Below are 22,752 nucleotides of genomic sequence, written 5' to 3'. Positions count from 1 at the left end.
TTATGAGAAATACATTTAAATTTTTAAACTTCATTTTGTTGTTTCTGACGCATTTGGCTTGGTCACAAACACCAACTGTAAATGTTACGGTTCAGGTTCTGCCTCCGTATTCTACGTATTTACCAGATTACATAAACAGTTCGAACAAGGTAATGCTTACATTGATGTCTTACACTAATGCGAATGTGAAATTAAAAGCAACTATAACTGGTGATAATGGTATTACTGTGGCAACTTCGGATAGTTACAGGCCTTCAACACCATTGCAATTAACAGCTTATCAGTCAAAAATGCTGACTGGCTTGGATTTGCGGAATTACCTCGAATTCAATTCGGTGACTGTAAGTGGAATTAGTAAAAGTGAATTGTTTCGAGGGACAGGCATACCCGAAGGTAATTATACTTTGTGTATCCAAGTTTTAGATTACAATACCGGCGCTGCATTAAGTAGTCCGGAACCATTAGGCTGTAGTAATTCGTTTAATATTGAACAAATTACGCCACCGCAATTGATTACGCCTAGATGTGACGAACCAATTATAGCGGGTACTATCCAAAATGTTATTTTTTCGTGGCTACCCTCGGCAGGCGCACCAGCTGGAAGTCAGTACAAACTAAAAATAGTAGAATTAATTCCTGCTACTCGTAATCCGAATGAAGCCATGAATAGTGCAACGACTCCGGCTTTTTTTGAAACGACTACAAGTGCGTATTCATTTGTTTATGGGCCATCTCATCCACAAATGCGTAAAGGGAGAAAATATGCATGGCGTGTTACTTTATTGCCAGCTGGCGTAAGAGGAGGAACTCCATTGAATACGCAGAATAAAGGAAATAGCGAGGTGTGCAGTTTTGAGTACAAAGGGAATGAGGCAGTTGTAGTTGCGCAAAACCAAAATACCAACTTCGGATTAAAACCAGTGTATCCAATCAACCATCAAGCGGTGAGTAGTGGTCATGGTTTTGATTTTTCGTGGACGCCTTCAAAAAACCCAAATGTAAAATCGTACCAGGTGCAAACCACAGATCAGATCAATGATAAGAAAACCATCAAGGAATGGAGTGACGTGTCAGAAGATTTATTTGCCGATCAATACAATTATTATCCACTAGATGCGCAAATGAATCTTAGTGTAAAAATGGAAGGTAAATGGGCAGCTAAAAAAGGGAAAAATGCGTGGCGTGTTGTGGGCTTAGATGCAAATAAAAAAGTAATTGAAAAAAGTGTGATTGAAACCTTTGAAATTACGGATGCGCCTTTAGCAGATCGAATTAAATTAATCTCACCAATCAACGGTAAACAAATCTCCGGAGGCGAGAATATGACGTATGCTTGGACAGCATCCAAAAACAAAACCGTACAACATTATATTATACAATGGAAATACATCAAAAATAAAAATGAGGTTAGCGAGAAACTGTTCTCGAATACAGATTTTAATGGTTCAATCGGTCCTTTCAAAGAAACAAGTTTCAGTTTTAAAACACAGGTAGATCAGCAAAAGAATTTAATGGCTTGGCGTGTTTTAGGAATTATGAATGGAATGATGGTAGATAGTAGTCTTCCTGATTATGTAGAATTTGTTGAAGACAATTCAGAACTAGCAAATTTGAAAAGTTTGATGATGAATGGCTATGGTATTCAAATCACTAAAATAAATGATAAAAAGCAGGACTCGTTTGCCGGTCAAGGAAAAATACTGCTTTGGGAAGGTGGAAAAGAAGTTACCTGTTGGTTCAAAGATTTAAAGATTCGTCCGATTGCTTATTTCCCGAAATTGAAAACCTATCAATGGGCAGTAGTTGAAGGAACTATTGAAATGAACACGAAAGGAATGTTCCCCAATAATCGTATCGAATTAAGTACCAATAAAGACTGTGAAGGTGCTTTTCAATTGGCTTTGAATAGTATTAAAATGACGGCTAAGTTGGAAGGAGCAATGGATGCCGAAAATAAACTGTTTAAAGTAACTAACGATTCTGGAAAAACCGAAGGAAAAGTCTCTATGAAATGGTTTTCCAACTGGTTTATCTGGCAACAAGGATCATCAAGTACCAATGAACAGTATGAGTTTGAAACAAATGCCGACGGAACTTTAGCAATGAGCTTTGCCAATAAGTTTGATGGTACAGTGGTGCTAAAAAGCAAAAGCATGCAAAATCTTGAGAATTCAGGAATTGGTGTTGATTTTGATCCGGCGGACGGAATTAAAGTGAATGTTAAAAAGTTAGAAGCATCCACGCTATTAAGCGGAAAAGTTAAAGTGCCAAAAGCGTTTCCTACCAGTATGATTGATAACAATTTTGCAGTTTTGAATATTCCTTTTAAAGAACAGAAAAATTTGAACTTCCGTTACGAATTTGATACTCCGTTAAAGTGGAAAATCAACCAAGATGGTTCCGTTAATGCGAAAGTAACTGAAACATATGTTCATCTTTCCGATGATGGTCGTATCGAATCTAAATTTGAATCCTACAGTAACGGTTTGAACTTTGATAAGTTTGGTGTGGAAGTGAATCTGCCCAAAAAACAAGGAGCAACTAAACAATCGGTTTTGAACCTTTCATTTGATAAAGTACATAATAAAGGGAAAGGTTACACGACAAATACCAAACCTGGAGTTGAAACCAAAAACACAGTAGATATCGCCGGGTTTACGTCAAAATTGAATAAGTCTTCATTTATGATCAATAATAATAAATTAATCTATCTGAACGTAGAAGGAAAATTGTTTGCTCCGTTTGTTAATGACTGGGCTGGTTTGATGATTAATGTAGATGATAAAAAAATTCAGGAAATTAATTTAAGTTTTGATTACAATAAAAAATATTATCTGTCTAAAACGGATTCCGGGAGCTACGCCTATATAACCCTCTGGTCAGGAAGACTTGAAAGTGATGCTATTGTGGTTTCTCCTAATTTGACCATTAAAAACTCAGAAAATAAAGGTTTAGAAACCAATAATATGTCAATGTGTGATTTGTTTATCGATGCATCGGGTGCGGTTTCTTACAATAGTAATTTTGCCGATAATTCTGAATCGATGTGCGAAGGAACTAAAAAATGGGCAAACTACTATCGCTTTAGTTTTGGAATCGATAAAATGAAAATAAAACGAAATAGCGTTAAAACCGATGCTCAATTTTTGTTTTCTGGTGATTTGATTTTGGGTGAAAAAATAGGAACAACAAGTAAAAAAGAAATGGGTTTTGTATACCATGGAACACAAGTTTCACCACAAATGATTGATGTTACGGCCGAATACAATGCCAATCCAAATTATTCTAGTCCGGTTAGTCCGAGCTTTAATGGTGATACAGTGCCTAAAGGAATTTTGAAAGGCCCAAGCGCAGAGAATGATCATTATGTATCTACTTTGGAAAATACAATTGAAATTGCTGACGATGGAAAAGCAGTAAATGGCGGTTATGAAGACGGTGCGCAGAAATTTGGTGGTGGATTTAAAATCAAAACGAATGATCCAGTTTGGGGGAATTATTTTGAATTAGGGGGCTATTATGAAGCCAAACAACCAGATGCAAAACAGTTGGAAGCAAAGATGGTTTTAGGTAAAACATTGGCGAGTGAAGGAAAATATACGTATTGGTTCTTCGAATTCAAACAAAAAGGATTTGTTCAAATACCAATTGTCCCTGGTATTTTAGAAGCACATGGTTTTGGCGGTAAAACCTACTACCATATTCAACCTACATATAATAATATGGGCCAAATTACGAAGATGGTGCCTAATAAGCAGTATTCCTTAGGGATTGCCGCCGAAGCCGATGTCCGTACTGCCTATGATCAAGGGGCTACATTGCATGGTCATGTTCAAATTGTGACACAGTTTAAAGGATGGAGCATTGATGGAATCGATTATTTTGTAAAAGGGGATGCCATTGCTCAAAATAGTAATAATGCCGGATTGCTTCAGGCTCGATTGAATGGTAAACTGAATTGGATTGATAAATACCTAGATGGTAAAGGGCAAATTTGGGGAGGTATTAAAGATATAGTGTGTATTAATGAAGGAGCTGCAAATGAGGATGCTATTAGTTTTCATTTCGGAGCGGATGATTTTTATCTTAATGTAGGAAGTCAGGAAGCTCCAATTACTGCCGAAGTATTGTGTGGAAGTGGGTTTTCTACAGGTGTATGGTTGAATTTCGATACAAAACGGGTGGCTTTAGGATTCAATAACCATTATGATTCGGGTTGGAAAGGGTTGGATTTAGGTATCGCTTCAGCTCAAGGACGTTTAATTTCCGATTTGGGTGCATCTTTAAATGTAGCTTATTCTCCATTCCAAGCAACGGGTTCGGCTTGGTTTAGCGGTAGCGCCCACGGAAAAGGTTGTGTCGATTTTTGGGCATTTGATGGTTGTATTAGTGGAGGCTGTAGCGTTTCAGCGAATTTGACAGTCTCGATGCCTAATCCGGTAGTTTTTGACGGTAGTGTGGTTTGTGACGTTCACCGATGGATACCTAACTTTACGTTACACGCTAGATGGTCATCCAACGGAGGATTTAGCATTAGTCTATAATAGATTTTAATATTTAAGAAAATGAAAAAGAGATATATATTCAGCGTTGTATTTTTGTTGTCTTGCGTAATGAATGCGCAGGAATACAAATTGTTTGGTGCGCCCGAAAATAATGCAGTAAAGTTGAAATGGATGACCAAAAACCTGAAAGGGAATACGGGGTTTGATATTTTCAGAAGTGAATCTAATAGCACGTGGCAAAAACTGAACAATAACCCAATCGTGTCTTCGGTAATCATTACGGAAGCAGAATTGAAATCGTCTAAAAATCAGTTTCCCAACGATAAATCGTACGAGTTTTACATCAAATCGAAAAACTCTAAAGAAACGAATCCGAACAAAAAGGCTTATGAAGCTTACCAATTGTCTTTGGCTGCCATTTTTGACAGTCAGGTGGCCAAACATCTCGGTTTGTTTTTTGAGGATAATTCTGCAGTTGCTCAAAAAAAATACAATTACAAGATAGTTGAGAGTTCAACCGGTAAAGAAATCGCGGTTTTAAACGGATTGGTAGCAGGTGAAATCCCATCGGCACCTGAGAATTTCAAAGGTTTACAAGAGAAACAAAATGTAAAATTAACTTGGAAAAACAATGAGGATTTTATGGGTTGTAACGTATATCGGAACGGTGTTAAAATCAATTCGGAACCTGTAATGGCGAACTTGGAAAAATCAGGATATCAAATTGGTTATGTTGACGCCAACTTGAAAGAAGGAAGTTATACTTACGCAGTAAAAGGGATTACATTTTTGAATACCGAAAGTAAAGCTTCAGCTGAAATTAAAATCGAAGTGAAAGATGCTACACCACCTTCAGTAGTGAAAGGTTTTAAAGCGGAACGTAAAAATGATGAGGTGCTTTTAACTTGGTTGGCTTCTCCAGCAAAAGAGGTTATTGGTTATAATGTTTTAAAAAGTACCGACAAAGGGAAAACTTTTGCTAAAATCAATGCGTCATTAATTTCTGATGCCAAGTATATCGAAAAATTGGAAAAAGAAGCATTCGGAACTTTTTACTATAAAATTGAAGCGGTTGATCCATCGAATAATGCTAGCAGGTCGATGCCGGCAAGTGTTTTTGTACCGGATCATTCCGCACCAGAAACACCCAAGGAAGTAATGTCAAAATCAGATCCGGGTAAAATAACATTGTCTTGGCGTGCCAATGATGAAAAAGATTTAGCAGGTTATCGTATTTATCGCGGATTAAAAGATGATGATGAAAATGAAATGTTACTTCTGAATGTTACACCTCAAAGTGAAACAAATTTTGTGGATACATTCAATGAAAAAGCAGGAACTAAATTTATTTACAAGGTTACAGCAATCGACAAATCATTCAACGAAAGTCCACAAGCAGCTATTTGGGTGCAGTTACCTGATGTGGTCCCGCCTCAAGCACCTTTTTTAAGAGACGCAAATTTGGAAAACGGTCAAGTGATTTTAAAATGGGATGAGGTTCGTACGGATGCTATTTTAGGATACGATGTGTATCAGATACATGAAGGAAGAGAGACAAAATTAAACGATCAGCCAGTACGTGCAGTGTCATTTAGTAGTGAGTTAAAAGTAAAAGGTCAGCTGGAATATTATATTAAAGCGGTAGATTCTGCTAAATTGGCTTCAAAACCTTCTAATAAAATGGCCATTGCAACAGCTGAAAGACGTGCGGAAACAATTCGTCTGACAGCTTCACAAGAAATGACTTCTAAAAAGGTGCAATTGAAAGTAGACGGTATTGATCCGAAGGATGTTCAGGAAGCCAAATTGTTCAAGCGTTCTGGAGAATCCGGATTTGTGAGAGTTCCATTTGTAGTTTCGGAACGTGCCTTCACGGATGAAAAAACAGAGCAAGGTGTTATCTATGAATATTTTGTAGAAATCATTACGGTAGATGACATCCGTATTAAATCGGAAAAAATCAGCTTCAATAATTCATAATGTTTTAATTTATAGAACTATCAATAAAACTGATTTTCAATTGGCTTGGATTTAGAAATAAAATTCTATTTTTGTCCTACAATTAATAAAAAAAATAAGATGGCACAAGCAATAACAGATGCTACTTTTGATGAAGTAGTATTACAATCAAGTAAACCGGTATTAGTAGATTTTTGGGCAGCATGGTGTGGTCCTTGTCGTATGTTAGGTCCAATCATTGAAGAAATTTCTTCTGAGTATGATGGTAAAGCTGTGGTTGGTAAAGTAGATGTAGATGCAAACCAAGAATTTGCAGCTAAATATGGTGTAAGAAACATCCCTACGGTATTGATTTTTCAAAATGGTGAAGTAGTTGGTCGTCAAGTTGGGGTTGCTCAAAAAGACACTTACACGAAAGCTATTGATGCATTGTTATAATCTAACATTAAATGTAATATAAAAAAGCCTGACATAGTCAGGCTTTTTTATTATCCATGATAGACTCTCGATGCTATGATTTTTCCATCGCGAACTTCTAATACTTCGGCAACAAGCATGTCTTCTTCTCCTTCCACTTGGCGTACATATTCCATAAAAATTCGATCTGTATTGGCGGTCAAAGAAGTTACTTTATAGTTTAAACTTGGTAGTCTGTCAAAGGCATCTTGCCACCAAACTCGCATCGCTTCTTTTCCAATAATTAATCCTTGGGTTTCCGGTTGGCGTATTTTTAATTTCGGACTGAAATGCTGCGCTTCATCATCATAAAGTGCTAATAGTTTTTCAAGCTGTTTGGCGTTAAAAGCATCAAACCACTTATAGGCAATCGACTGTAAATTTTCTGAGTTCATTAATTTTAATTTGTTTTTCAAAGATAAGGAATGCTCCAAAAAATAATGATTTTATCTAATTTATAAGTTGATGGTCGGTATTTTTAGTGAAATAATTTGATATTAAATAAATTAGGATGCTAATTAAAATTTGAACAGTGAGAAAAATAATGTATCTGTGGTTTTTACTGCATTTGGTTGAGGCTTTTTCACAAGAATCTGTGAATGCTTCTGGAAGAGATATTTCAGGATCCAATGGTAATGTGAGTTATTCTGTCGGTCAGGTCACTTATTCTTCTTATACCGGTTCTGGTGCGGTTAATGAAGGAATACAACTTCCTTTTGAGATTATCACGTTGAATGTTAATGATGCTTCGGTAAATAAAGAAGTTGAGTTGTTTCCTAATCCGACAGCTTATGGTGTCAATCTTAGAATCAATTCGGTGTTAACTGAAGAATTGCAGTTTGTTCTTTATGATATGAATGGAAGAATGTTGAAAGAAGGTACGGTCGCTCAACGGGAGATTTATTTTCCAATGGAACATCTGTCAGCATCTATTTATTTTCTGAAAGTGAAAAACTCGAATAAAGAATTGAAAACGTTTAAAATTATTAAGAATCAATAAATTAATAGGTATGGGGAAATTTAAACTTTTACTTGTGCTTTTTTTGTTATTCCTGAATACAATAGCTAGTGCTCAGGTTCCTAAAAAAATTAGCTATCAGGCTGTTATCCGAAACAGTAGTAATGCCTTGGTAGTCAACAGTGCAGTAGTAATGCAAATCAGTATTCTTCAAACATCAATTGCTGGAACGGTTGTGTATTCAGAAACACATTCGCTGATGACCAATACGAATGGAGTGGTTTCCTTAGAGATTGGAAGCGGATCACCGGTACTAGGAAGTTTTTCGGCAATTAATTGGGCAAACGGACCTTATTTTGTTAAAACTGAAACCGACCCAACTGGCGGTACGAACTATACTATAACCGGAGCAAGTCAATTGTTGTCGGTGCCTTATGCGCAATTGGCCGAAAATGTTATTAATCCTAAATTTTCGGCTTCCGCATCGGATTATAGTACCACTTTCTTGTCTAGAACCGCTAGAAATTTATGGCAAGATGATCCGGATATTGCTGTTGTAGTACCTGAATCGGGTAAATATTTCTTGTCTTTTTATGGGAATGCGTCGAATTCGAATGAAACTATCAGTGGAGTTGAGCCTGGATATGACAGTAATTGTTCTGTTCGAGTGTATAATAGTACTTCAGCAACTGAATTGGCTAATGCAGTAGCGATTGAGATCTATTTTGACATGTATGGATCACCACCTACATTGACATCGGCTAGAAAGTTTAATTATTTGCGCCCTTCAAAATCGGTAATTGTAAATTTGACGTCAGGAGATGTGTTGAAACTTCAATACAATCAGTTGTCTATTGGTAGTCCTATGCCTACGGGACAATGGTTTATTGGTAATGGTGGAATTTCGATTATGAAAATTGGAAATTAATAAACGTTTTATTCCATTGATCTTTTCAATATATTTGAAGTATGAAGATCGATACGCAAATACAGAAGATTTCGAGTTTCCAACATTTGGAGTTGTTGGCTAACCAAATCGTTGAAGGGTTTATTTCGGGAATGCACAAATCTCCTTTTCACGGGTTTTCTGCCGAGTTTGCTGAGCATAAAATTTATAATACAGGTGAAAGTACAAAGCATATCGATTGGAAATTGTTTGCTAAAACCGATAGGCTGTACACCAAGCGTTTTGAGGAAGAAACAAATTTACGGTGTCATCTGATTATTGATAATTCCTCTTCAATGCACTATCCAAAATTAGGCGATAATCAATTTTTTTATGAAAATAAAATAGGGTTTTCAGTGCTGGCTTCTGCTGTTTTAATGAATTTGTTGAAGAAACAAAGAGATGCGGTTGGGTTAAGTATCTATTCCGACTCGTACGAATATTATGCGCAGGAAAAAGGGAGTGACCGCCATCATCGAATGCTTCTAAATCAATTGGAGCAAATTTTACAGTCTCCAAAAGAGCCAAAAAAAACAGATACAATTACGTATTTGCATCAGATTGCTGAAAAAATGCACAGACGCTCTATGATTATATTGTTCACAGATATGTTTCAGGGAGAAGATGATGAAAGGTTGTTTAAAGCATTGCAGCATCTAAAACATAACAAGCATAAAGTGGTTTTGTTTCATGTAATTGATAAAAAAACAGAGTTCGGTTTTAATTTTGACAATACACCACGCAAATTTATCGATCTTGAAACAGGTGAACAAGTGAATCTTTTTGCCGAAAATGTCAAAACAGAATATGAAAAGGTAGTTAAAAAGTATTTCGATCAAGTGGCTAATACCTGTGCAATGTATAAAATTAAGTATGTTCCGGTCTCAGTTGATGAGAAATTTGAAAAAATTTTAACGACTTATTTGGCTGAAAAACAAAAGTTTGGATAGTTGAATTAAAAATATTTTTATTTTTTTTTAAAAAATTCTTGCGAAAATGAAAAACGGTTGTATATTTGCAACCGCAATAAAGCACTGGTTTGGTAGTTCAGTTGGTTAGAATACATGCCTGTCACGCATGGGGTCGCGGGTTCGAGTCCCGTCCAGACCGCCAGTAAAGAGGAAGCTCCGTTAAAAACGGAGCTTTTTTGCCCTCTTAAGATATTTAAGATTAGTTGTGTTGTTTAGTTCCGAGTAAAATCGGAATGGTTTAGTAGTTAGACCAATGAAAAGCTTTCCATTTGATTGGAGGGCTTTTTTATTTTTATGTCGGTTCATGTTTTACGTTTATAGTATTTATTCTGTATCGAAAGATGTTTATTATAAGGGTTTTACCTCAGACTTAGAGGCTAGACTTATTAAACATAATCTAGGGGAGAGCAATTATACATCATCCACAAATGATTGGGAACTTGTTTATTCTATGACTTTTGAAACTAAAACAGAAGCTTTGAAAGAGGAAAAAAGATTGAAGAAACTTAACCGTTTATCAATTGATAGACTTGTAAAGAGATAAATCAATCGGAATGGTTTAGTAGTCTCGTCATCAGACGAGATGAAAAGCTTTCCATTTGATTGGAGGGCTTTTTTATTTTTATGTCAGTTCCTTGCTTAATTTGTGTTTTTTTTCTTGAATCCAAACGTATTTACTATGAGCGGTTTATGAAATTAATAGAAGAAAAACTGAAGTTCAAAGCATAAAAGACTTGCGAAAATGAAAAACGGTTGTATATTTGCAACCGCAATAAAGCACTGGTTTGGTAGTTCAGTTGGTTAGAATACATGCCTGTCACGCATGGGGTCGCGGGTTCGAGTCCCGTCCAGACCGCCAGTAAAAAAGAAGCTCCGTTTTACGGGGCTTTTTTATTGTATAAAATTCACCCAAAACGGGTGAGTCGAGTATGAGACAGTTTTTTTAGTTTTGAAACATAAACAATAAAAAACCAAAGCATATGAATTTATCAGATTTTAAAAATAGAACCAAAGATTCGCATCTTGCCGAGAAAGAATTGCAATCAGTTGTAGGAGGGGATACCGGAATAATTGCACTAATAGGGGCATCTACAGGTTGGAACTTGTTGGCTGCAAGTGTTAATCAACAAACGACCACAAATCCATTAGGTGCTGCAGCAATGTTAAGTGATAGTCAAGTATATTTTACTGTTACTGGTACTTCAAATGGGCTAGGTGTTCACGAGAGTGCTCACTTAGTGAGTATTAAAGACGGATCAAAACCATAAATAAAAAGCCCTTCAGGATGAAGGGCTTTTTATTTGAACAATAATTCTCTATAATCCCAAGCGACATAAATAAAGGTGCCAAGAAAGGCAATACAAACTACAAATTTGATAAATGTGGTTGCTAGAAATCCTATGAAAGAACCTGTGGCGGCTTTTAGTGCTTGACTTCGTTCTTGTTTGCCGTAGTAATATTCACCAACAAATGCGCCAACAAACGGACCTATGATGAATCCAAACGGGATTGGGGAAAGTATCCCTACAATGAGACCAATATTGGTACCCCAAACGCCATATTTGCTTCCTCCAAATTTCTTAGTTCCTTTTGCCGGAATCACATAGTCTAAAATGGTAATGACAACGGTAATGAAAAGTGTGATTCCGAGTATCCAATAATTATCCGGAATTATATCGGTCATGTAAAGAAGCAATAATCCAATCCAGCTTAAACCCGGCCCGGGCAATGCTGGTAAAAAGCTCCCGATTATACCTCCAATAACACAAACGAAACCGATAAGCAACAATATTGTATCCATATCACTATTTTTAGTACTTTTGACCCTAAATATAAACAATTATCAAAATACCTGATTCGTTATCTCCAATGAAAAAAATTAGCTTGCTTGTCATTTTGTTCTTTTTGGTTCTAAGCTGCCAGTATTTTGAAAAAAATGTTCCGAATAAGGAAGAATTACTGCAAAAGGAATTGAATAAAATCAATTGGGATGAAGTAGATGAATTCCCTTCAACAGTAGAATGTGATTCCATAACCGATAAATTGCAGCGCAAACAATGTTTTTTCGATTTTGTAGCTTCTCAGTTGCAACTGCAATTGAATAATGATACGATTAAATCTCTTTATCCGAAACAAGATACATTGAATGTTAAAGTAACGGTTATGCCAGATGCTCAGGTTCTGTTTCAATCTCATTTTGCAGTTGACAGTCTTTCGTTTGACAAAGTTAAAGCAGACAGTGTACTTCAGTCAAAATTGATCGATTTCCCAGTAATGGAACCTGCAATTAAAAGAGGTGTAAAAGTGAAATCCGAATTCATCGTTCCGGTTGTTTTTAAGTAAAACACGTTATTTTTTAAATGTCCTGCCTTTCCAGGAATAATTCCCAAAAAAAGAATAAATCACAACAGTTGTGCTAAAAAAGGGGTAAATCAAATTACTTAGTGCAAAATGACGAATTTGGGTCTTAAAAAAACAATTTGTTTTGACAAGCAGTAAGGCATCTACACTCAATTTAGCAACAACCATAAGCAGGAAGTAGGGATATTCTATAAGTCCTAAACACACTAAAATTAGGCTCAAAATCCAAAAAAGATTCATCATAAATACCGAAAGTCCTAATTGCTTGCTGTAGTTTCCAGAATAATTAGCTGTTTTACTGGCCCATCGTACTCTCTGATAAAATAATCCTCGCCATGAAGTTTCGGGCTGAGTTTGTATTTGTGTTGCTTCCGATTTTAAAAAATGTACGTCTTTGGCATCTTTTGCAATGGCTTTCTGTAATAAGAAGACATCGTCTCCACTGGCAATAGTATCGTTACCATCAAAACCGTTGAGTGCTTCAAAAAAGGATTTGTGATAGCAAAAATTGGCGCCATTACACATAAATGCTTGTTGATTGCCAAAACTGCCGATCGTAGTTCCTTGCAAACTCAATAAATCCAATTGTTGAAAGGAATCAAGGATAGAGTTGCTGGCTTTGAAATATACGCCCGATGCTATCATTTTGGGTTCGTAATTCTGAATAAAAGAATCAAAACTTTTCAGCCAATCTTCACCTACTTCGCAATCGGCATCGGTTGTAATAATCCAATTATGGTTTGCTTTTTGTATTGCCGTGTTGATAGCGTCCTTCTTTGGCGAAGGAGTGGTTCGAATGGTGTCTAATACCAAGATTTGCAAGGGAAGATTTGGAATTTGAAATTGATCTTCTGAGGCGTCATTCACCAAAATAACTTCAAATAAATCTTTAGGATAATTTAAATTGGAAAGTGAGTTCAAAAGTTGGGGTAGGTTTTCTGCTTCATTTCGGAAAGGAACTATAATCGAAAAGCGATGCAATGGAGATGTCGTTTTCGTAACAAATGATTTTACCTTAGCAAATCCATAGACGAGCCAGAGGATGTTCAGTACATACCAAAAAACTATAATGAGGATTCCGATTTCCATTGTGACTTAAAAGTAAAAACAAAATAACTGCCTACAATAACCGGTAAAACGGTGTTCAAAAACCACATCAGCGTACTGATGAATACAACAATCCACTCGTTTACGCCTAATTTTCCAAAGAAAAACACAGCGACACTTCCTTTTACTGCAAAATCTAAAAATTGAAAACTAGGTAATGAGGAAGCTAAGAAATAAACGCTTGTAATGGCAGCCATCAATATTGGATAAGGTAATTGTACTCCTAATAATACAAATAAAAAATAGTACTGGTGTGAAAAAATAAGATAACGGATAACACCTAGAATACTATTTTTTTGGTGAATGTTTTTTGGAATCTTATTGATTTTGTGAATGAGTTTTTCTAACGAATAGCCTCGAATTGTAATCTTTTTTAAGAAAAACAAAACAGCCAAGGTTAAAAGAAAAATTCCGGAAATAAGTAAAACAGCTTTCGGAGTGATGATAGTGTAATTGGCATTGAAATACAATAGTCCAAAAGTTCCGAATACTACGGTCAATACCATCTGTACACCATTACAGATTAGGTTTAGAAAAATGATTTTTTTGGTATTTTCTTTTTCAAAAAATAAGGCTTTACCAGCGTATTCTCCTATTCCGTTAGGCGTAAAAAGGGCTAAGGTTAAAGCACCTAAAACTTGTTTTGTAGATTCTCCTACTGATATTGGCCGAATCACACCTGCCAGATTTTGCCATTTCAGAATTTCAACATAGCGATTGAAAAAACTGAAGAGTAAAACAATAAATATGGAAGTGAATGATGCTTTCTCTGCTACTATTCCTTGGAATTGATTCCAAGTAAATTGCTCTTCTGATGCCAAACGGTCATATATGAAATAAAAAGCACCTCCGACAATCAAAAGTTTGAGGAGAAGTATAAGGAATTGCTTAGTTTTGTGGTTCATGGATATCATTAAAGCAAAGTAACGAAACTTTGTACTGTAAACCGTATATCACCAACTAAAATTGTCAAACGAACGTATTATATTAGGAATCGACCCGGGTACCACAATTATGGGATTCGGAATTATTCGTGTGGTAAATAAAAAGATGGAATTTATTCAGTTGAATGAATTACAGTTGAACAAAATGGACGATCATTATATGCGTCTCGCACGTATTTTTGAACGTACCATCGAATTAATTGATACCTACCATCCGGATGAGATTGCCATTGAAGCTCCTTTCTTTGGTAAAAATGTTCAGTCCATGTTAAAGTTGGGGCGTGCACAAGGTGTGGCGATGGCTGCCGGGTTATCACGTCAGATTCCAATAACCGAATACGAACCCAAGAAAATTAAGATGGCCATCACCGGAAACGGTAACGCCAGTAAAGAACAAGTCGCCAAAATGCTACAACAGTTGTTAGGGTTAAAGGAACTACCTAAAAATCTGGATTCAACGGATGGTTTGGCAGCAGCGGTATGTCATTTTTTCAATTCAGGAAGGGTAACCGTTGGGAAAAGTTATTCCGGTTGGGATGCTTTTGTGAAACAGAATGAAGAGAGGGTAAAAAAGTAGAGTGTAAACGCCTTAAGTCGAATAACTTGGGACGATGACTAAACATATAAAATGAGCGGTATTTATATACATATTCCTTTCTGTAAGCAGGCATGCCATTACTGTGATTTCCATTTTTCAACATCCATGAAGAAAAAGGAGGAAATGGTTTCGGCATTGGCCAAAGAAATCGACTTGCGTAAAGAGGAATTCAAAAACGAAGTTGTAGAAACCATTTATTTTGGTGGTGGAACACCTTCGATATTGCCAATTGAAGATATCAAGTTTTTAATTGATACAATCTATCTACATTACAGTGTTGCCGAAAATCCGGAAATTACTATCGAAGCCAATCCAGACGATTTATCGGAAGACCGAATCATTGAATTGTCCAAAAATCAGGTAAACAGATTGAGTATTGGTGTACAGTCGTTTTACGAGGAAGATTTACTGCTAATGAATCGCGCCCACAATGCTGTTGAGGCCAAAAAATGTCTGGAATTGGCAACTCAGTATTTTGATAACATTTCGGTGGATTTAATTTACGGAATTCCTGGACTTTCCAATGAAAAGTGGCTGCAAAATATTCAGACTTTATTGGATTTGAATATTCCCCATATTTCAAGTTATGCATTGACTGTTGAGCCCAAAACCGCTTTGGCTACGTTAATCAAAAAGGGTAAAATTCCCACGCCAGATGACGGGGTTGCTCATGAACAGTTTTTATTACTGGTCAACACACTCGAAAAAAACGGATTTGTACACTATGAATTGTCTAATTTTGGGAAGCCGGATTATTTTTCAAGAAATAACTCGGCCTATTGGTTAGGGAAAAAATATATCGGTATTGGCCCTTCTGCGCATAGTTATGATGGTCAAAACAGAAGTTGGAATAGTGCCAATAATTCATTGTATTTAAAGGCGATGGGCGAAAATAAATTGCCCAACGAAATCGAAACCTTAACCAAAGAAGATCGTTACAATGAATATGTAATGACGGGATTACGAACAATTTGGGGTGTTTCATTGGAACGAATTCAAAACGAGTTCGGGAACGACTATATGAATTACCTACTCCAAAATGCGCAACGTTTCCTGGAGGATGAAAAGCTAATCATGACTAACGGTATACTGAAAACAACAAACAAAGGAAAATTCTTTTGCGACGGAATTGCATCCGACCTTTTTTGGTTAAATTTGGAATAAATAATTTCAAAGTGATTGCAGAAATTCAACACCACAACCAGAACTTTACAATCGATTTATCCCAACCACTGGATATTTCAATAACATTAACCAATACCGATCAAAACCCAATAGCCTGGTATATTGAGAAACCGGTAATCGAACCAGTGCGTTTCGGAGATTGGGTTGGAAAAGTTTCCGAAGGTAGCTCTTCGACCAATTTCAATAACATTCTTTTCAATCCGCATGGTCATGGTACGCATACAGAATGTTTAGGACATATTACACGCGATTTTTACAGCGTTAATCAATGTCTGAAACAGTTCTTTTTTACAGCAGAAGTAATTTCGGTAACCCCAGAATCTCTAGAAGAAGATCAGATAATTACTAAAAATCAGATTGAAAAAGCCTTAAATGGAAAATCTCCCGAAGCGATTGTGATTCGGACTTTGCCCAACGAAAAAACAAAACTTTCAAAAAAATATTCGAATTCCAATCCGCCGTATCTTTCAGAAGAAGCTGCTGTTTTTATTCGGGAATGCGGAATCCAACACTTGTTAATTGATTTGCCTAGTGTGGATAGGGAACATGATGAAGGGAAACTATTGGCACATAAAGCATTTTGGAACATAAAGGATGTGAATAATCTGAATACTGATGCCAGAATGAATTGCACTATCACGGAAATGATTTTTGTGAAAGATGAAATCGCTGACGGAAGTTACATACTAAACCTGCAAATCGCTTCGTTTGAGAATGATGCCAGTCCGAGTAAACCAATTTTATATAAAATATGATCAGAGTCTCAACCGATAAAAATGAATTAAATGTTCCCTTCATTCAAAATTTTTTGAAAGATACCTATTGGGCAAAAAACAGAACAATAGAGATGCTACAGACTTCTATTGACAATTCATTGTGTTTTGGAATTTACCTTAATAATGATCAAATAGGATTTGCAAGAGTAATTACAGATTTGGTTTCATTTGCTTATCCTATGGATGTTTTTATTGTTGAAGAACACAGAGGGAAGGGATATTCTAAAATTCTTTTAAATGCTGTAATGACTGAGCCACAATTACAACAAATTAAAATATGGGGATTAGCAACCTTGGATGCTCATTTCTTGTACGAGAAATTTGGTTTTACTTCAGTTCAAAATCCTGAAAAATTAATGGAAAAAATAATAATTTAAAAGTAAGAAATGACAATAGATATTTACTACGAATATTGTTTATCCAAAAAAGGAGTAACCGAACATTTTCCATTTGATGAAGATACTCTAGTATTTAAAGTAGGCGGCAAAATGTTTGCCTTGTCTTCATTGAAAGAATGGGAAATTAACAATCCTTCAATCAATTTAAAATGTGATCCGGAAAGAGCATTGGAACTGCGTGGGCAATTTGATGATATTCAGCCGGGTTACCACATGAGTAAAGTACATTGGAATACGGTAAAAGTTAATGGTTCGGTTTCCGATGTTTTCTTAAAAGAACTGATTGATCATTCGTATGATTTAGTATTCAAAAGTTTAACAAAGAAGTTGCAGATAGAAGTTAGTAATAGTTAAATGAAAATATCCAAAGGAGAATGGCTGGAAATTGTTGAAAATGCGATCAGTTGGATAGTAGTATTTGCTATGATGGCTTATGGTTTGGGAAAATTTGTGCAGTTTGGAAATGCACATCAGATAGATAAACCAGTTTCACAATTAAATGGTGGGCAACTTATGTGGGCTTTTTACGCTTATTCCAAACCCTATGCTTTGATTATCGGTGGTATGGAAGTAATTGGAGGAATATTGCTTTTATTCAGGAAAACGAGAATTTTGGGTTGTTTTCTAATTACAACCATTCTATTCAATGTGATACTCCAGGATGTTTTCTACGGAGTTCCCCTAGGTGCATTGAGAGCGGCAGTTTTGTATCAAAGCTGTTTGTTGGTTATTTTGTGGCTCAATAAGGAAAGGGTGAAATCGATAATAAAGTCTTTTATGGTTGTAAAACCATCTATCAAACCAGTTAAGCACAAGCTCATTCTTTTGTTTTTGACTTTTGTACTTTTTATTATATTCAGAATTACAGAATATTATTTGACGGTTTATTAAAAACTTATAAATTAGGCATTACTTTTGATGCATTGCAAATACAAAAATTAACGAACAAATAGTTATGATTGATAATTTAAAGAAAATACTAAACGAAGACCAGGATCCAAAGGCCATCGAGAAAATCACGGCAAAATTGGAAAACCTATTAATGACTAACGAAGAAGTAGGCTATATCGCTGTACAAAAGAAACCAGCGATTACCGTTTTTCCGGATAGTATTGTGGTAACAAACAAACGTATCATCTTATGTAAACCTAAAAATTTAGGATTGTCAATGGAGTTCATTGACTTCAACTGGGATGAAGTGGCAGGAACTTTTGTAAAAGAAGGAATCCTTGGTTCTGATTTTTCATTTTCTACCAAAACGGAATTGACACACACTGTCGATTATTTGCCCAAAAACCAAGCACGTAAATTATATACCTACGCAAAAGAGCAATTGGATGCTTTGAAAAATCCGGTAGCTCCGGCTGCTGCCCCTGAAGTGGTAGTTCCTGTTGCGGAGACTGTAGTTGAAAGTGTTGTGGAAGAAGTGGAAGTAGAAGAAGTAACTTCTTTTGCCGAAATCATGCCGTCAACTCCTGCGGTTCAGGAAACGGTAACCGAAATGATTTCTACTTCAACTCCTGGTGAAAAGAAACTAAACGAAATGAGTAGCGATGAACTTTTCGCTAAACTTCAGAATTATAAAAAGTTATTGGATAACGGGTTGATTCTTCAAGGAGAATACGACCGTCTAAAAGCGGAAGTTTTGCAGTACTTATAAAAGAAGTATAAAAAATAAATTAAAAGGGATAAGTTCAACTTATCCCTTTTTTATTGCTTCTTATTTTTAAATTTTTCTAGTATTGGAATTTTGAGATTGGAATTTGTTAATTCACAAACTACATCACACTTTTTTGTTTCTCCAAATAACTATCCGATTGCATTCGGAGAATATCCGTGGCAGTCTTTTTCTTGTAATCATACAATCCCTGATCCGTTCGAATGTCCTCATAGATTTTGTTGTAAATCAATGCATCGGTATCTTTTTGTAACATTCGTTGGAAGTTGTTCTGTTCAATATGTGTTTTTAAAGCCGTCTCGTTGTCTTCGAGTTTGAAATCATATTCCCCTTTTGGAGAAAGCATTTTGGCTATAATAGGAGAGGTTTCTATGGCTAAAAATAACAACATGATGAAGAACGAAGGCAACCAAGGAAGTTTTCCTAAAGCATTGATTCTTGCCATCAATCCGTCAAAATTATCAATGATTGGTTTTGAGTCGGTCACTTTTTTGTCCAAATCAGCTTGTAAGGTTTTGGCTCTGGCCTCCTTATCGGCTATAGCTTTAGCCGAATTCGCTTTTAAAGAATCCAACTGACGTTGCGCTACATCATGGGCATCTCTTTTTTCTTTGTAAATCGGACCTTTACCCATTTTCTTTGTGCCCGCAGATCCTTCCGCTTCCGTAATATACGATTGGTACAAATCAGCTACTTCTTTCTCTTTGGCTTTGATTCCTGATTTGATACTGTCAATTTCGGCTTGGTTTTTAGTAACATCGCCTTTGAAATAATCGGTCACTTGCTTTTTATTGGCCATCGCCATCGCATTCCTCTCTTTCAATAAGACGGTATTGATTTCTTTTTCAAATATTTTGATTTCTAATGGTTTGGAAATTACAATGGCAATAATCATCGCCAAAATAATTCGGGGTGTAGCTTGGAGGAATTCCGCTTTTAAATTATCCCTCTTACGAATAGTGGATACAATAAAACGATCCAGATTGAAAATAAGCAATGCCCAAACAGTTCCAAACGCCAAAGCATAATAAACATTGTCGAATACCGTAAATAAGGCATAGGCACTGGCCAAAAAAGCCATAACGGCAGTAAAAAAAACAGTGGCGCCAATTCCAACGTACTTGGTTTGTTCCCCTTCACTGCAAGAGTCGAGTAACTCTCTATCTGCACCGGAGCACAGAATAAAAAAACGTTTTAACATGATTAATTTCGATTTGATTGATGATACAGCAAATTTAAAGCCAAAAAATGAATAATGAGCTAACTGGTTGATTTATTTTGACTTATAGATCTTCTTTTTTTGGGAATACAAAGCTAATCAATTATATTTTACTGGTAATCAGTATTTTAAGTTAAAATTATTGTAAATTTGTGTATATCTAATTAAGTTCTCAAAAAATCCACGTGCTTCAGATTTCAAAAACAAATTCCAGTTTTTTTTAATTTAAATTTTGAAATTATGAAAGCAATTCATTACAAGTTTTTGGGGTTCTTTTTGGTCTTTTTCGGTTTTGGCCTTTCTTCAATAGCGCAAGAATCAAAACCTCGCTATTTAACCGTTACGACATTGCACAGAAATACTTCGAATCCTGATTTGACCAAAGAAGATTGGTTGAAAGTGGAAAAGGAATATTTTGATAAAGTGGTCATGAAAAATCCATTGGTGCTCAAACACAATATCCTGACGCATTTTTTTACAGAAGATAATACTGAAATTCTTCTCGTTCAGCTCTACGAAAATTGGGAAGCTATTGGGAAAGCATGGGATAAAGAGAATGAGTTGATCAAAGCTGCCTGGCCGGATGAAAAGGCTAGAGATGCTTTTTTTGAAAAAAGAGGTGCGTTTTATGCCGATGGTCATTCGGATGAAATCTATACGGTATTGCCGTATCGTAAAGAATTGAGTAAACTACCCGACAAACAATTGGTGTATTATGTTCGGAAAACAGCCACAATTGAACCGAAAGACGGTACGCAAAAAGAATTTGACAGTTTATTTAAAGAAGTGCAAGATAATTTAGCAGCAAAAAATGATATCCTTAAAGCGTATTATACCTATGCGCATGCTTGGGGATCTAAAGGAAGTGAATTTGTAGAAGTATTTGTGTACGATAGTTTAGGTGATATCGAAAAAGGATGGAATAAAGATGACGAATTGGCCAAAGCCTATTGGAAAGACGAAGCAAAAATGAAGGAGTTTGATAAAAAATTGAACAAATATTTTTCTCCTATCCACGGTGATTATCTTTATCGCAATGAAGTAGGGCTTCAGAAATAAAAAGAAACCACAAAGTGAATGGATCGCTTTGTGGTTGAATTTTTTACTGGAAATCGATAACCATCTTTTTACCGGTGATTTCTTCAAGTGCCCAATCCGAAGAATTGATCGCACCTTCAATAAATCCGGTGTAGTCTGAATAGGCTTCGCCAATAATATGGATGTTTTTAACCTCCGAATTCTCTAAAGCAAAAGCTTTGAATTGCTGTTGTATTTCCCAAGATTTTACTCCGGGTCTCCAACAATGATTCCCCGCGCCGTAAGGTGCACATGACCAATCGCGAATACCATAGGATACAATCGATTTCTCAATGTCGGCTTTGATTTCGTTCAAACTCATGTTGGCATATTTCAACAAGGCTTCTTTGGTAAGCTGTAAACCTGTGGTTGACATCGCTTCATTGCCCTGAAGTGATCGGTAAACGTCTTTCGACATGAAGTTGGCAAACTGTTGTTTGATCTCGTCGTTGTTATTTACTTCGGCAAATTCATGTTGGTTACGATCCTCAATATAGTAATTCCAAAACTCGGTAGCGGGTTTGTCAGTATACAGCAAAATCATACCGTATCCATCTAAATCATTCGTTTTAGAACGTCGGAAATAATGAATTTCACGCGTAGGCATTCGATTGGCTCTAGCCTGTGGCGATTGATTGTATTCCCACCAAGGTTGATCAAGTATAAAGAATACTTTAGTCATTGCAAAACCGTTCACACTATCCAATTGTTCCCTTATTTTTTCCGGTAATGAATGTGTTAGTTTTTTTAACGGATACTGTGGCATCGCCAACAACAAATGATCAGCGGTAATTTTTAGTTTTTCACCGTTCTTGCTGTAGGTGGCTTCGACTTGATTGTTTGTGTTATTTTGGAAAGAAACCAGTCGGGCTCCGTTAATAAGGGTGACATTCGATTTTTCTTTCAACTTTAATAGGAGTTGTTTGGTAATCTCATCAGTCCCTTTTTTGATGGTAACCAAAATTTGTCCGTCTGTTTTAAAAGCACGCAACCACCAAATTACCCATTCAATGGCATTCAGGTTGTCCGGAATCATATGGTAAAATGTTCCGGTATCTCGAATTTTCATTAAAGCTTGATGCGATAGAATTCCGTCTTCACTCAAGGCGTTCCAAAATCCCATTTTCCACATGTATTTACCATTTAAGGTAGCCTCTTTGCGCATGGTTCTGAAATCGTCTTCTGTCAAGCTGTCAATCCAGTTCTGGCACCCGAAGTCAAGCGGATTGTTCGGGTTTTTCCCCATCATCAATAAAATTCCTTTTCGCAATAAATCCAAGGCATTCAGGTTCTGTTCCTGTAATGGTAAATCGTATTGCGGAAATTGCGACGGATTCGCCTGTGGACCATTGAAAGGAACAAGGTCAATCTTTAAATCATCGATCAATTTACCAAACTTAGGCTGCAATTTCGTTTCAAATCGCATCGGACCCCATTCGGTCACAAAGTTTTCCAATACAGTGGTTTCTATCCTTCCGCCCCAGTGGTTTTCCGAAGCTTCAAGTAGTACAACATTGTAGTCGTAACCACTAAGTTGGAGTGCGCTGTATAGTCCGGAAATTCCTCCTCCGGCAATACAAATTGTCTTTTTCATTTTGTTGTTTTGTTTGTTGG

Annotated in this window: 23 protein-coding genes and 2 tRNA genes; 19 read left to right on the top strand and 6 right to left on the bottom strand. The window is 36.3% G+C overall.

Going from position 1 to position 22,752, the window contains the following annotated elements:
• Positions 1–2: 2 nt before the first annotated feature.
• From ACS8MM_RS11515 to trxA, 3 genes are all read left to right on the top strand, one after another.
• Entirely contained in the window at positions 3–4,544 is a 4,542-nt protein-coding gene (locus ACS8MM_RS11515) for a hypothetical protein (protein ID WP_379716968.1), read from the top strand.
• A gap of 21 nt (positions 4,545–4,565) precedes the next feature.
• Entirely contained in the window at positions 4,566–6,485 is a 1,920-nt protein-coding gene (locus ACS8MM_RS11510; RefSeq protein WP_379716965.1) for a hypothetical protein, read from the top strand.
• A 99-nt stretch (positions 6,486–6,584) separates the two neighbouring features.
• The gene (gene trxA / locus ACS8MM_RS11505) at positions 6,585–6,902 is read left to right on the top strand and encodes a thioredoxin (RefSeq protein WP_379716963.1); all 318 of its coding nucleotides are present in this window, start codon (positions 6,585–6,587) and stop codon (positions 6,900–6,902) included.
• A gap of 50 nt (positions 6,903–6,952) precedes the next feature.
• Here trxA and ACS8MM_RS11500 read toward each other — a convergent pair whose 3' ends face one another.
• Positions 6,953–7,315, bottom strand: coding sequence for a nuclear transport factor 2 family protein (locus ACS8MM_RS11500; protein WP_379716960.1), 363 nt, complete (start codon positions 7,313–7,315; stop codon positions 6,953–6,955).
• Positions 7,316–7,452: 137 nt separating this feature from the next.
• On the opposite strand from ACS8MM_RS11500, the gene ACS8MM_RS11495 reads away from it, so the two are divergent.
• The 7 genes from ACS8MM_RS11495 (at position 7,453) to ACS8MM_RS11465 (ending at position 11,063) form a co-directional block, all read left to right on the top strand.
• Positions 7,453–7,920, top strand: coding sequence for a T9SS type A sorting domain-containing protein (locus ACS8MM_RS11495; protein ID WP_379716957.1), 468 nt, complete (start codon positions 7,453–7,455; stop codon positions 7,918–7,920).
• Positions 7,921–7,930: 10 nt separating this feature from the next.
• Positions 7,931–8,806 (top strand): hypothetical protein, encoded by an 876-nt coding sequence (locus ACS8MM_RS11490; RefSeq protein ID WP_379716954.1) that lies wholly within the window; start codon positions 7,931–7,933, stop codon positions 8,804–8,806.
• Between the two features lie 41 nt (positions 8,807–8,847).
• Positions 8,848–9,774 carry a DUF58 domain-containing protein gene (locus ACS8MM_RS11485; RefSeq protein ID WP_379716951.1) on the top strand — a complete coding sequence of 309 codons (927 nt, stop codon included), beginning with the start codon at positions 8,848–8,850 and terminating at the stop codon, positions 9,772–9,774.
• A gap of 86 nt (positions 9,775–9,860) precedes the next feature.
• Positions 9,861–9,937 (top strand) — tRNA-Asp (locus ACS8MM_RS11480).
• A 111-nt stretch (positions 9,938–10,048) separates the two neighbouring features.
• On the top strand, positions 10,049–10,339 hold the full coding sequence (locus tag ACS8MM_RS11475) for a GIY-YIG nuclease family protein (RefSeq protein ID WP_379716947.1): 291 nt from the start codon (positions 10,049–10,051) through the stop codon (positions 10,337–10,339).
• A gap of 238 nt (positions 10,340–10,577) precedes the next feature.
• Positions 10,578–10,654 (top strand) — tRNA-Asp (locus tag ACS8MM_RS11470).
• A 121-nt stretch (positions 10,655–10,775) separates the two neighbouring features.
• The gene (locus ACS8MM_RS11465) at positions 10,776–11,063 is read left to right on the top strand and encodes a hypothetical protein (RefSeq protein WP_379716944.1); all 288 of its coding nucleotides are present in this window, start codon (positions 10,776–10,778) and stop codon (positions 11,061–11,063) included.
• Between the two features lie 29 nt (positions 11,064–11,092).
• Here ACS8MM_RS11465 and ACS8MM_RS11460 read toward each other — a convergent pair whose 3' ends face one another.
• Positions 11,093–11,596: a DUF456 domain-containing protein gene (locus ACS8MM_RS11460; RefSeq protein ID WP_379716941.1), complete on the bottom strand. Its 504-nt coding sequence runs from the start codon at positions 11,594–11,596 to the stop codon at positions 11,093–11,095.
• Positions 11,597–11,664: 68 nt separating this feature from the next.
• On the opposite strand from ACS8MM_RS11460, the gene ACS8MM_RS11455 reads away from it, so the two are divergent.
• Positions 11,665–12,138, top strand: a complete 474-nt coding sequence (locus ACS8MM_RS11455; RefSeq protein ID WP_379716938.1) for a hypothetical protein — start codon at positions 11,665–11,667, stop codon at positions 12,136–12,138.
• 6 nt (positions 12,139–12,144) lie between these two features.
• Here ACS8MM_RS11455 and ACS8MM_RS11450 read toward each other — a convergent pair whose 3' ends face one another.
• A complete protein-coding gene (locus tag ACS8MM_RS11450) occupies positions 12,145–13,245 on the bottom strand; it encodes a glycosyltransferase family 2 protein (RefSeq protein WP_379716935.1) in 1,101 nt (366 codons plus the stop codon).
• Positions 13,221–14,177, bottom strand: a complete 957-nt coding sequence (locus ACS8MM_RS11445; RefSeq protein ID WP_379716931.1) for a hypothetical protein — start codon at positions 14,175–14,177, stop codon at positions 13,221–13,223. Before ACS8MM_RS11445 ends, ACS8MM_RS11450 begins: the two co-directional genes overlap by 25 nt.
• A 52-nt stretch (positions 14,178–14,229) precedes the next feature.
• Between ACS8MM_RS11445 and ruvC the strand changes: the two genes are divergently transcribed.
• The 7 genes from ruvC (at position 14,230) to ACS8MM_RS11410 (ending at position 18,824) form a co-directional block, all read left to right on the top strand.
• Complete coding sequence (ruvC, locus tag ACS8MM_RS11440; protein WP_379716928.1) at positions 14,230–14,784, top strand: crossover junction endodeoxyribonuclease RuvC; 555 nt, start codon at positions 14,230–14,232, stop codon at positions 14,782–14,784.
• A 51-nt stretch (positions 14,785–14,835) separates the two neighbouring features.
• Positions 14,836–15,969, top strand: coding sequence for a radical SAM family heme chaperone HemW (gene hemW / locus ACS8MM_RS11435; protein WP_379716925.1), 1,134 nt, complete (start codon positions 14,836–14,838; stop codon positions 15,967–15,969).
• Between the two features lie 11 nt (positions 15,970–15,980).
• Positions 15,981–16,745 carry a cyclase family protein gene (locus ACS8MM_RS11430; protein ID WP_379716922.1) on the top strand — a complete coding sequence of 255 codons (765 nt, stop codon included), beginning with the start codon at positions 15,981–15,983 and terminating at the stop codon, positions 16,743–16,745.
• Positions 16,742–17,143 (top strand): GNAT family N-acetyltransferase, encoded by a 402-nt coding sequence (locus tag ACS8MM_RS11425; RefSeq protein WP_379736005.1) that lies wholly within the window; start codon positions 16,742–16,744, stop codon positions 17,141–17,143. The genes ACS8MM_RS11430 and ACS8MM_RS11425 overlap by 4 nt, the downstream gene beginning before the upstream one ends.
• 9 nt (positions 17,144–17,152) lie before the next feature.
• Positions 17,153–17,518 carry an MmcQ/YjbR family DNA-binding protein gene (locus tag ACS8MM_RS11420; protein WP_379716919.1) on the top strand — a complete coding sequence of 122 codons (366 nt, stop codon included), beginning with the start codon at positions 17,153–17,155 and terminating at the stop codon, positions 17,516–17,518.
• Positions 17,519–18,055, top strand: a complete 537-nt coding sequence (locus ACS8MM_RS11415) for a hypothetical protein (protein ID WP_379716916.1) — start codon at positions 17,519–17,521, stop codon at positions 18,053–18,055. It begins immediately after the preceding gene.
• 64 nt (positions 18,056–18,119) lie between these two features.
• On the top strand, positions 18,120–18,824 hold the full coding sequence (locus tag ACS8MM_RS11410) for a PH domain-containing protein (protein ID WP_379716913.1): 705 nt from the start codon (positions 18,120–18,122) through the stop codon (positions 18,822–18,824).
• Positions 18,825–18,942: 118 nt separating this feature from the next.
• Here ACS8MM_RS11410 and ACS8MM_RS11405 read toward each other — a convergent pair whose 3' ends face one another.
• Entirely contained in the window at positions 18,943–20,043 is a 1,101-nt protein-coding gene (locus ACS8MM_RS11405; protein WP_379716910.1) for a DUF4407 domain-containing protein, read from the bottom strand.
• A gap of 258 nt (positions 20,044–20,301) precedes the next feature.
• Between ACS8MM_RS11405 and ACS8MM_RS11400 the strand changes: the two genes are divergently transcribed.
• Positions 20,302–21,120: a hypothetical protein gene (locus ACS8MM_RS11400; RefSeq protein WP_379716907.1), complete on the top strand. Its 819-nt coding sequence runs from the start codon at positions 20,302–20,304 to the stop codon at positions 21,118–21,120.
• Between the two features lie 43 nt (positions 21,121–21,163).
• Here the strand turns inward: ACS8MM_RS11400 and ACS8MM_RS11395 are convergent, their stop codons facing one another.
• On the bottom strand, positions 21,164–22,732 hold the full coding sequence (locus tag ACS8MM_RS11395) for a flavin monoamine oxidase family protein (RefSeq protein WP_379716904.1): 1,569 nt from the start codon (positions 22,730–22,732) through the stop codon (positions 21,164–21,166).
• Positions 22,733–22,752 lie beyond the last annotated feature (20 nt).

The sequence above is a fragment of the Flavobacterium sp. MAHUQ-57 genome (assembly GCF_051908335.1).
Taxonomy (GTDB): Bacteria; Bacteroidota; Bacteroidia; order Flavobacteriales; family Flavobacteriaceae; genus Flavobacterium.
The sequence above is the reverse complement of the archived record's forward strand: the minus strand, read 5'-3'. Positions and strand labels throughout refer to the sequence as shown.

What these genes read in the sequence shown, in the direction of transcription:
- ACS8MM_RS11515 (WP_379716968.1), top strand. Translation starts at nt 3, where the DNA reads ATGAGAAATACATTTAAATTTTTAAACTTCATTTTGTTGTTTCTGACG.
- ACS8MM_RS11510 (WP_379716965.1), top strand. Translation starts at nt 4,566, where the DNA reads ATGAAAAAGAGATATATATTCAGCGTTGTATTTTTGTTGTCTTGCGTA.
- trxA (WP_379716963.1), top strand. Translation starts at nt 6,585, where the DNA reads ATGGCACAAGCAATAACAGATGCTACTTTTGATGAAGTAGTATTACAA.
- ACS8MM_RS11500 (WP_379716960.1), bottom strand. Translation starts at nt 7,315, where the DNA reads ATGAACTCAGAAAATTTACAGTCGATTGCCTATAAGTGGTTTGATGCT.
- ACS8MM_RS11490 (WP_379716954.1), top strand. Translation starts at nt 7,931, where the DNA reads ATGGGGAAATTTAAACTTTTACTTGTGCTTTTTTTGTTATTCCTGAAT.
- ACS8MM_RS11485 (WP_379716951.1), top strand. Translation starts at nt 8,848, where the DNA reads ATGAAGATCGATACGCAAATACAGAAGATTTCGAGTTTCCAACATTTG.
- ACS8MM_RS11475 (WP_379716947.1), top strand. Translation starts at nt 10,049, where the DNA reads ATGAAAAGCTTTCCATTTGATTGGAGGGCTTTTTTATTTTTATGTCGG.
- ACS8MM_RS11465 (WP_379716944.1), top strand. Translation starts at nt 10,776, where the DNA reads ATGAATTTATCAGATTTTAAAAATAGAACCAAAGATTCGCATCTTGCC.
- ACS8MM_RS11460 (WP_379716941.1), bottom strand. Translation starts at nt 11,596, where the DNA reads ATGGATACAATATTGTTGCTTATCGGTTTCGTTTGTGTTATTGGAGGT.
- ACS8MM_RS11455 (WP_379716938.1), top strand. Translation starts at nt 11,665, where the DNA reads ATGAAAAAAATTAGCTTGCTTGTCATTTTGTTCTTTTTGGTTCTAAGC.
- ACS8MM_RS11450 (WP_379716935.1), bottom strand. Translation starts at nt 13,245, where the DNA reads ATGGAAATCGGAATCCTCATTATAGTTTTTTGGTATGTACTGAACATC.
- ACS8MM_RS11445 (WP_379716931.1), bottom strand. Translation starts at nt 14,177, where the DNA reads ATGATATCCATGAACCACAAAACTAAGCAATTCCTTATACTTCTCCTC.
- hemW (WP_379716925.1), top strand. Translation starts at nt 14,836, where the DNA reads ATGAGCGGTATTTATATACATATTCCTTTCTGTAAGCAGGCATGCCAT.
- ACS8MM_RS11425 (WP_379736005.1), top strand. Translation starts at nt 16,742, where the DNA reads ATGATCAGAGTCTCAACCGATAAAAATGAATTAAATGTTCCCTTCATT.
- ACS8MM_RS11420 (WP_379716919.1), top strand. Translation starts at nt 17,153, where the DNA reads ATGACAATAGATATTTACTACGAATATTGTTTATCCAAAAAAGGAGTA.
- ACS8MM_RS11415 (WP_379716916.1), top strand. Translation starts at nt 17,519, where the DNA reads ATGAAAATATCCAAAGGAGAATGGCTGGAAATTGTTGAAAATGCGATC.
- ACS8MM_RS11410 (WP_379716913.1), top strand. Translation starts at nt 18,120, where the DNA reads ATGATTGATAATTTAAAGAAAATACTAAACGAAGACCAGGATCCAAAG.
- ACS8MM_RS11405 (WP_379716910.1), bottom strand. Translation starts at nt 20,043, where the DNA reads ATGTTAAAACGTTTTTTTATTCTGTGCTCCGGTGCAGATAGAGAGTTA.
- ACS8MM_RS11400 (WP_379716907.1), top strand. Translation starts at nt 20,302, where the DNA reads ATGAAAGCAATTCATTACAAGTTTTTGGGGTTCTTTTTGGTCTTTTTC.
- ACS8MM_RS11395 (WP_379716904.1), bottom strand. Translation starts at nt 22,732, where the DNA reads ATGAAAAAGACAATTTGTATTGCCGGAGGAGGAATTTCCGGACTATAC.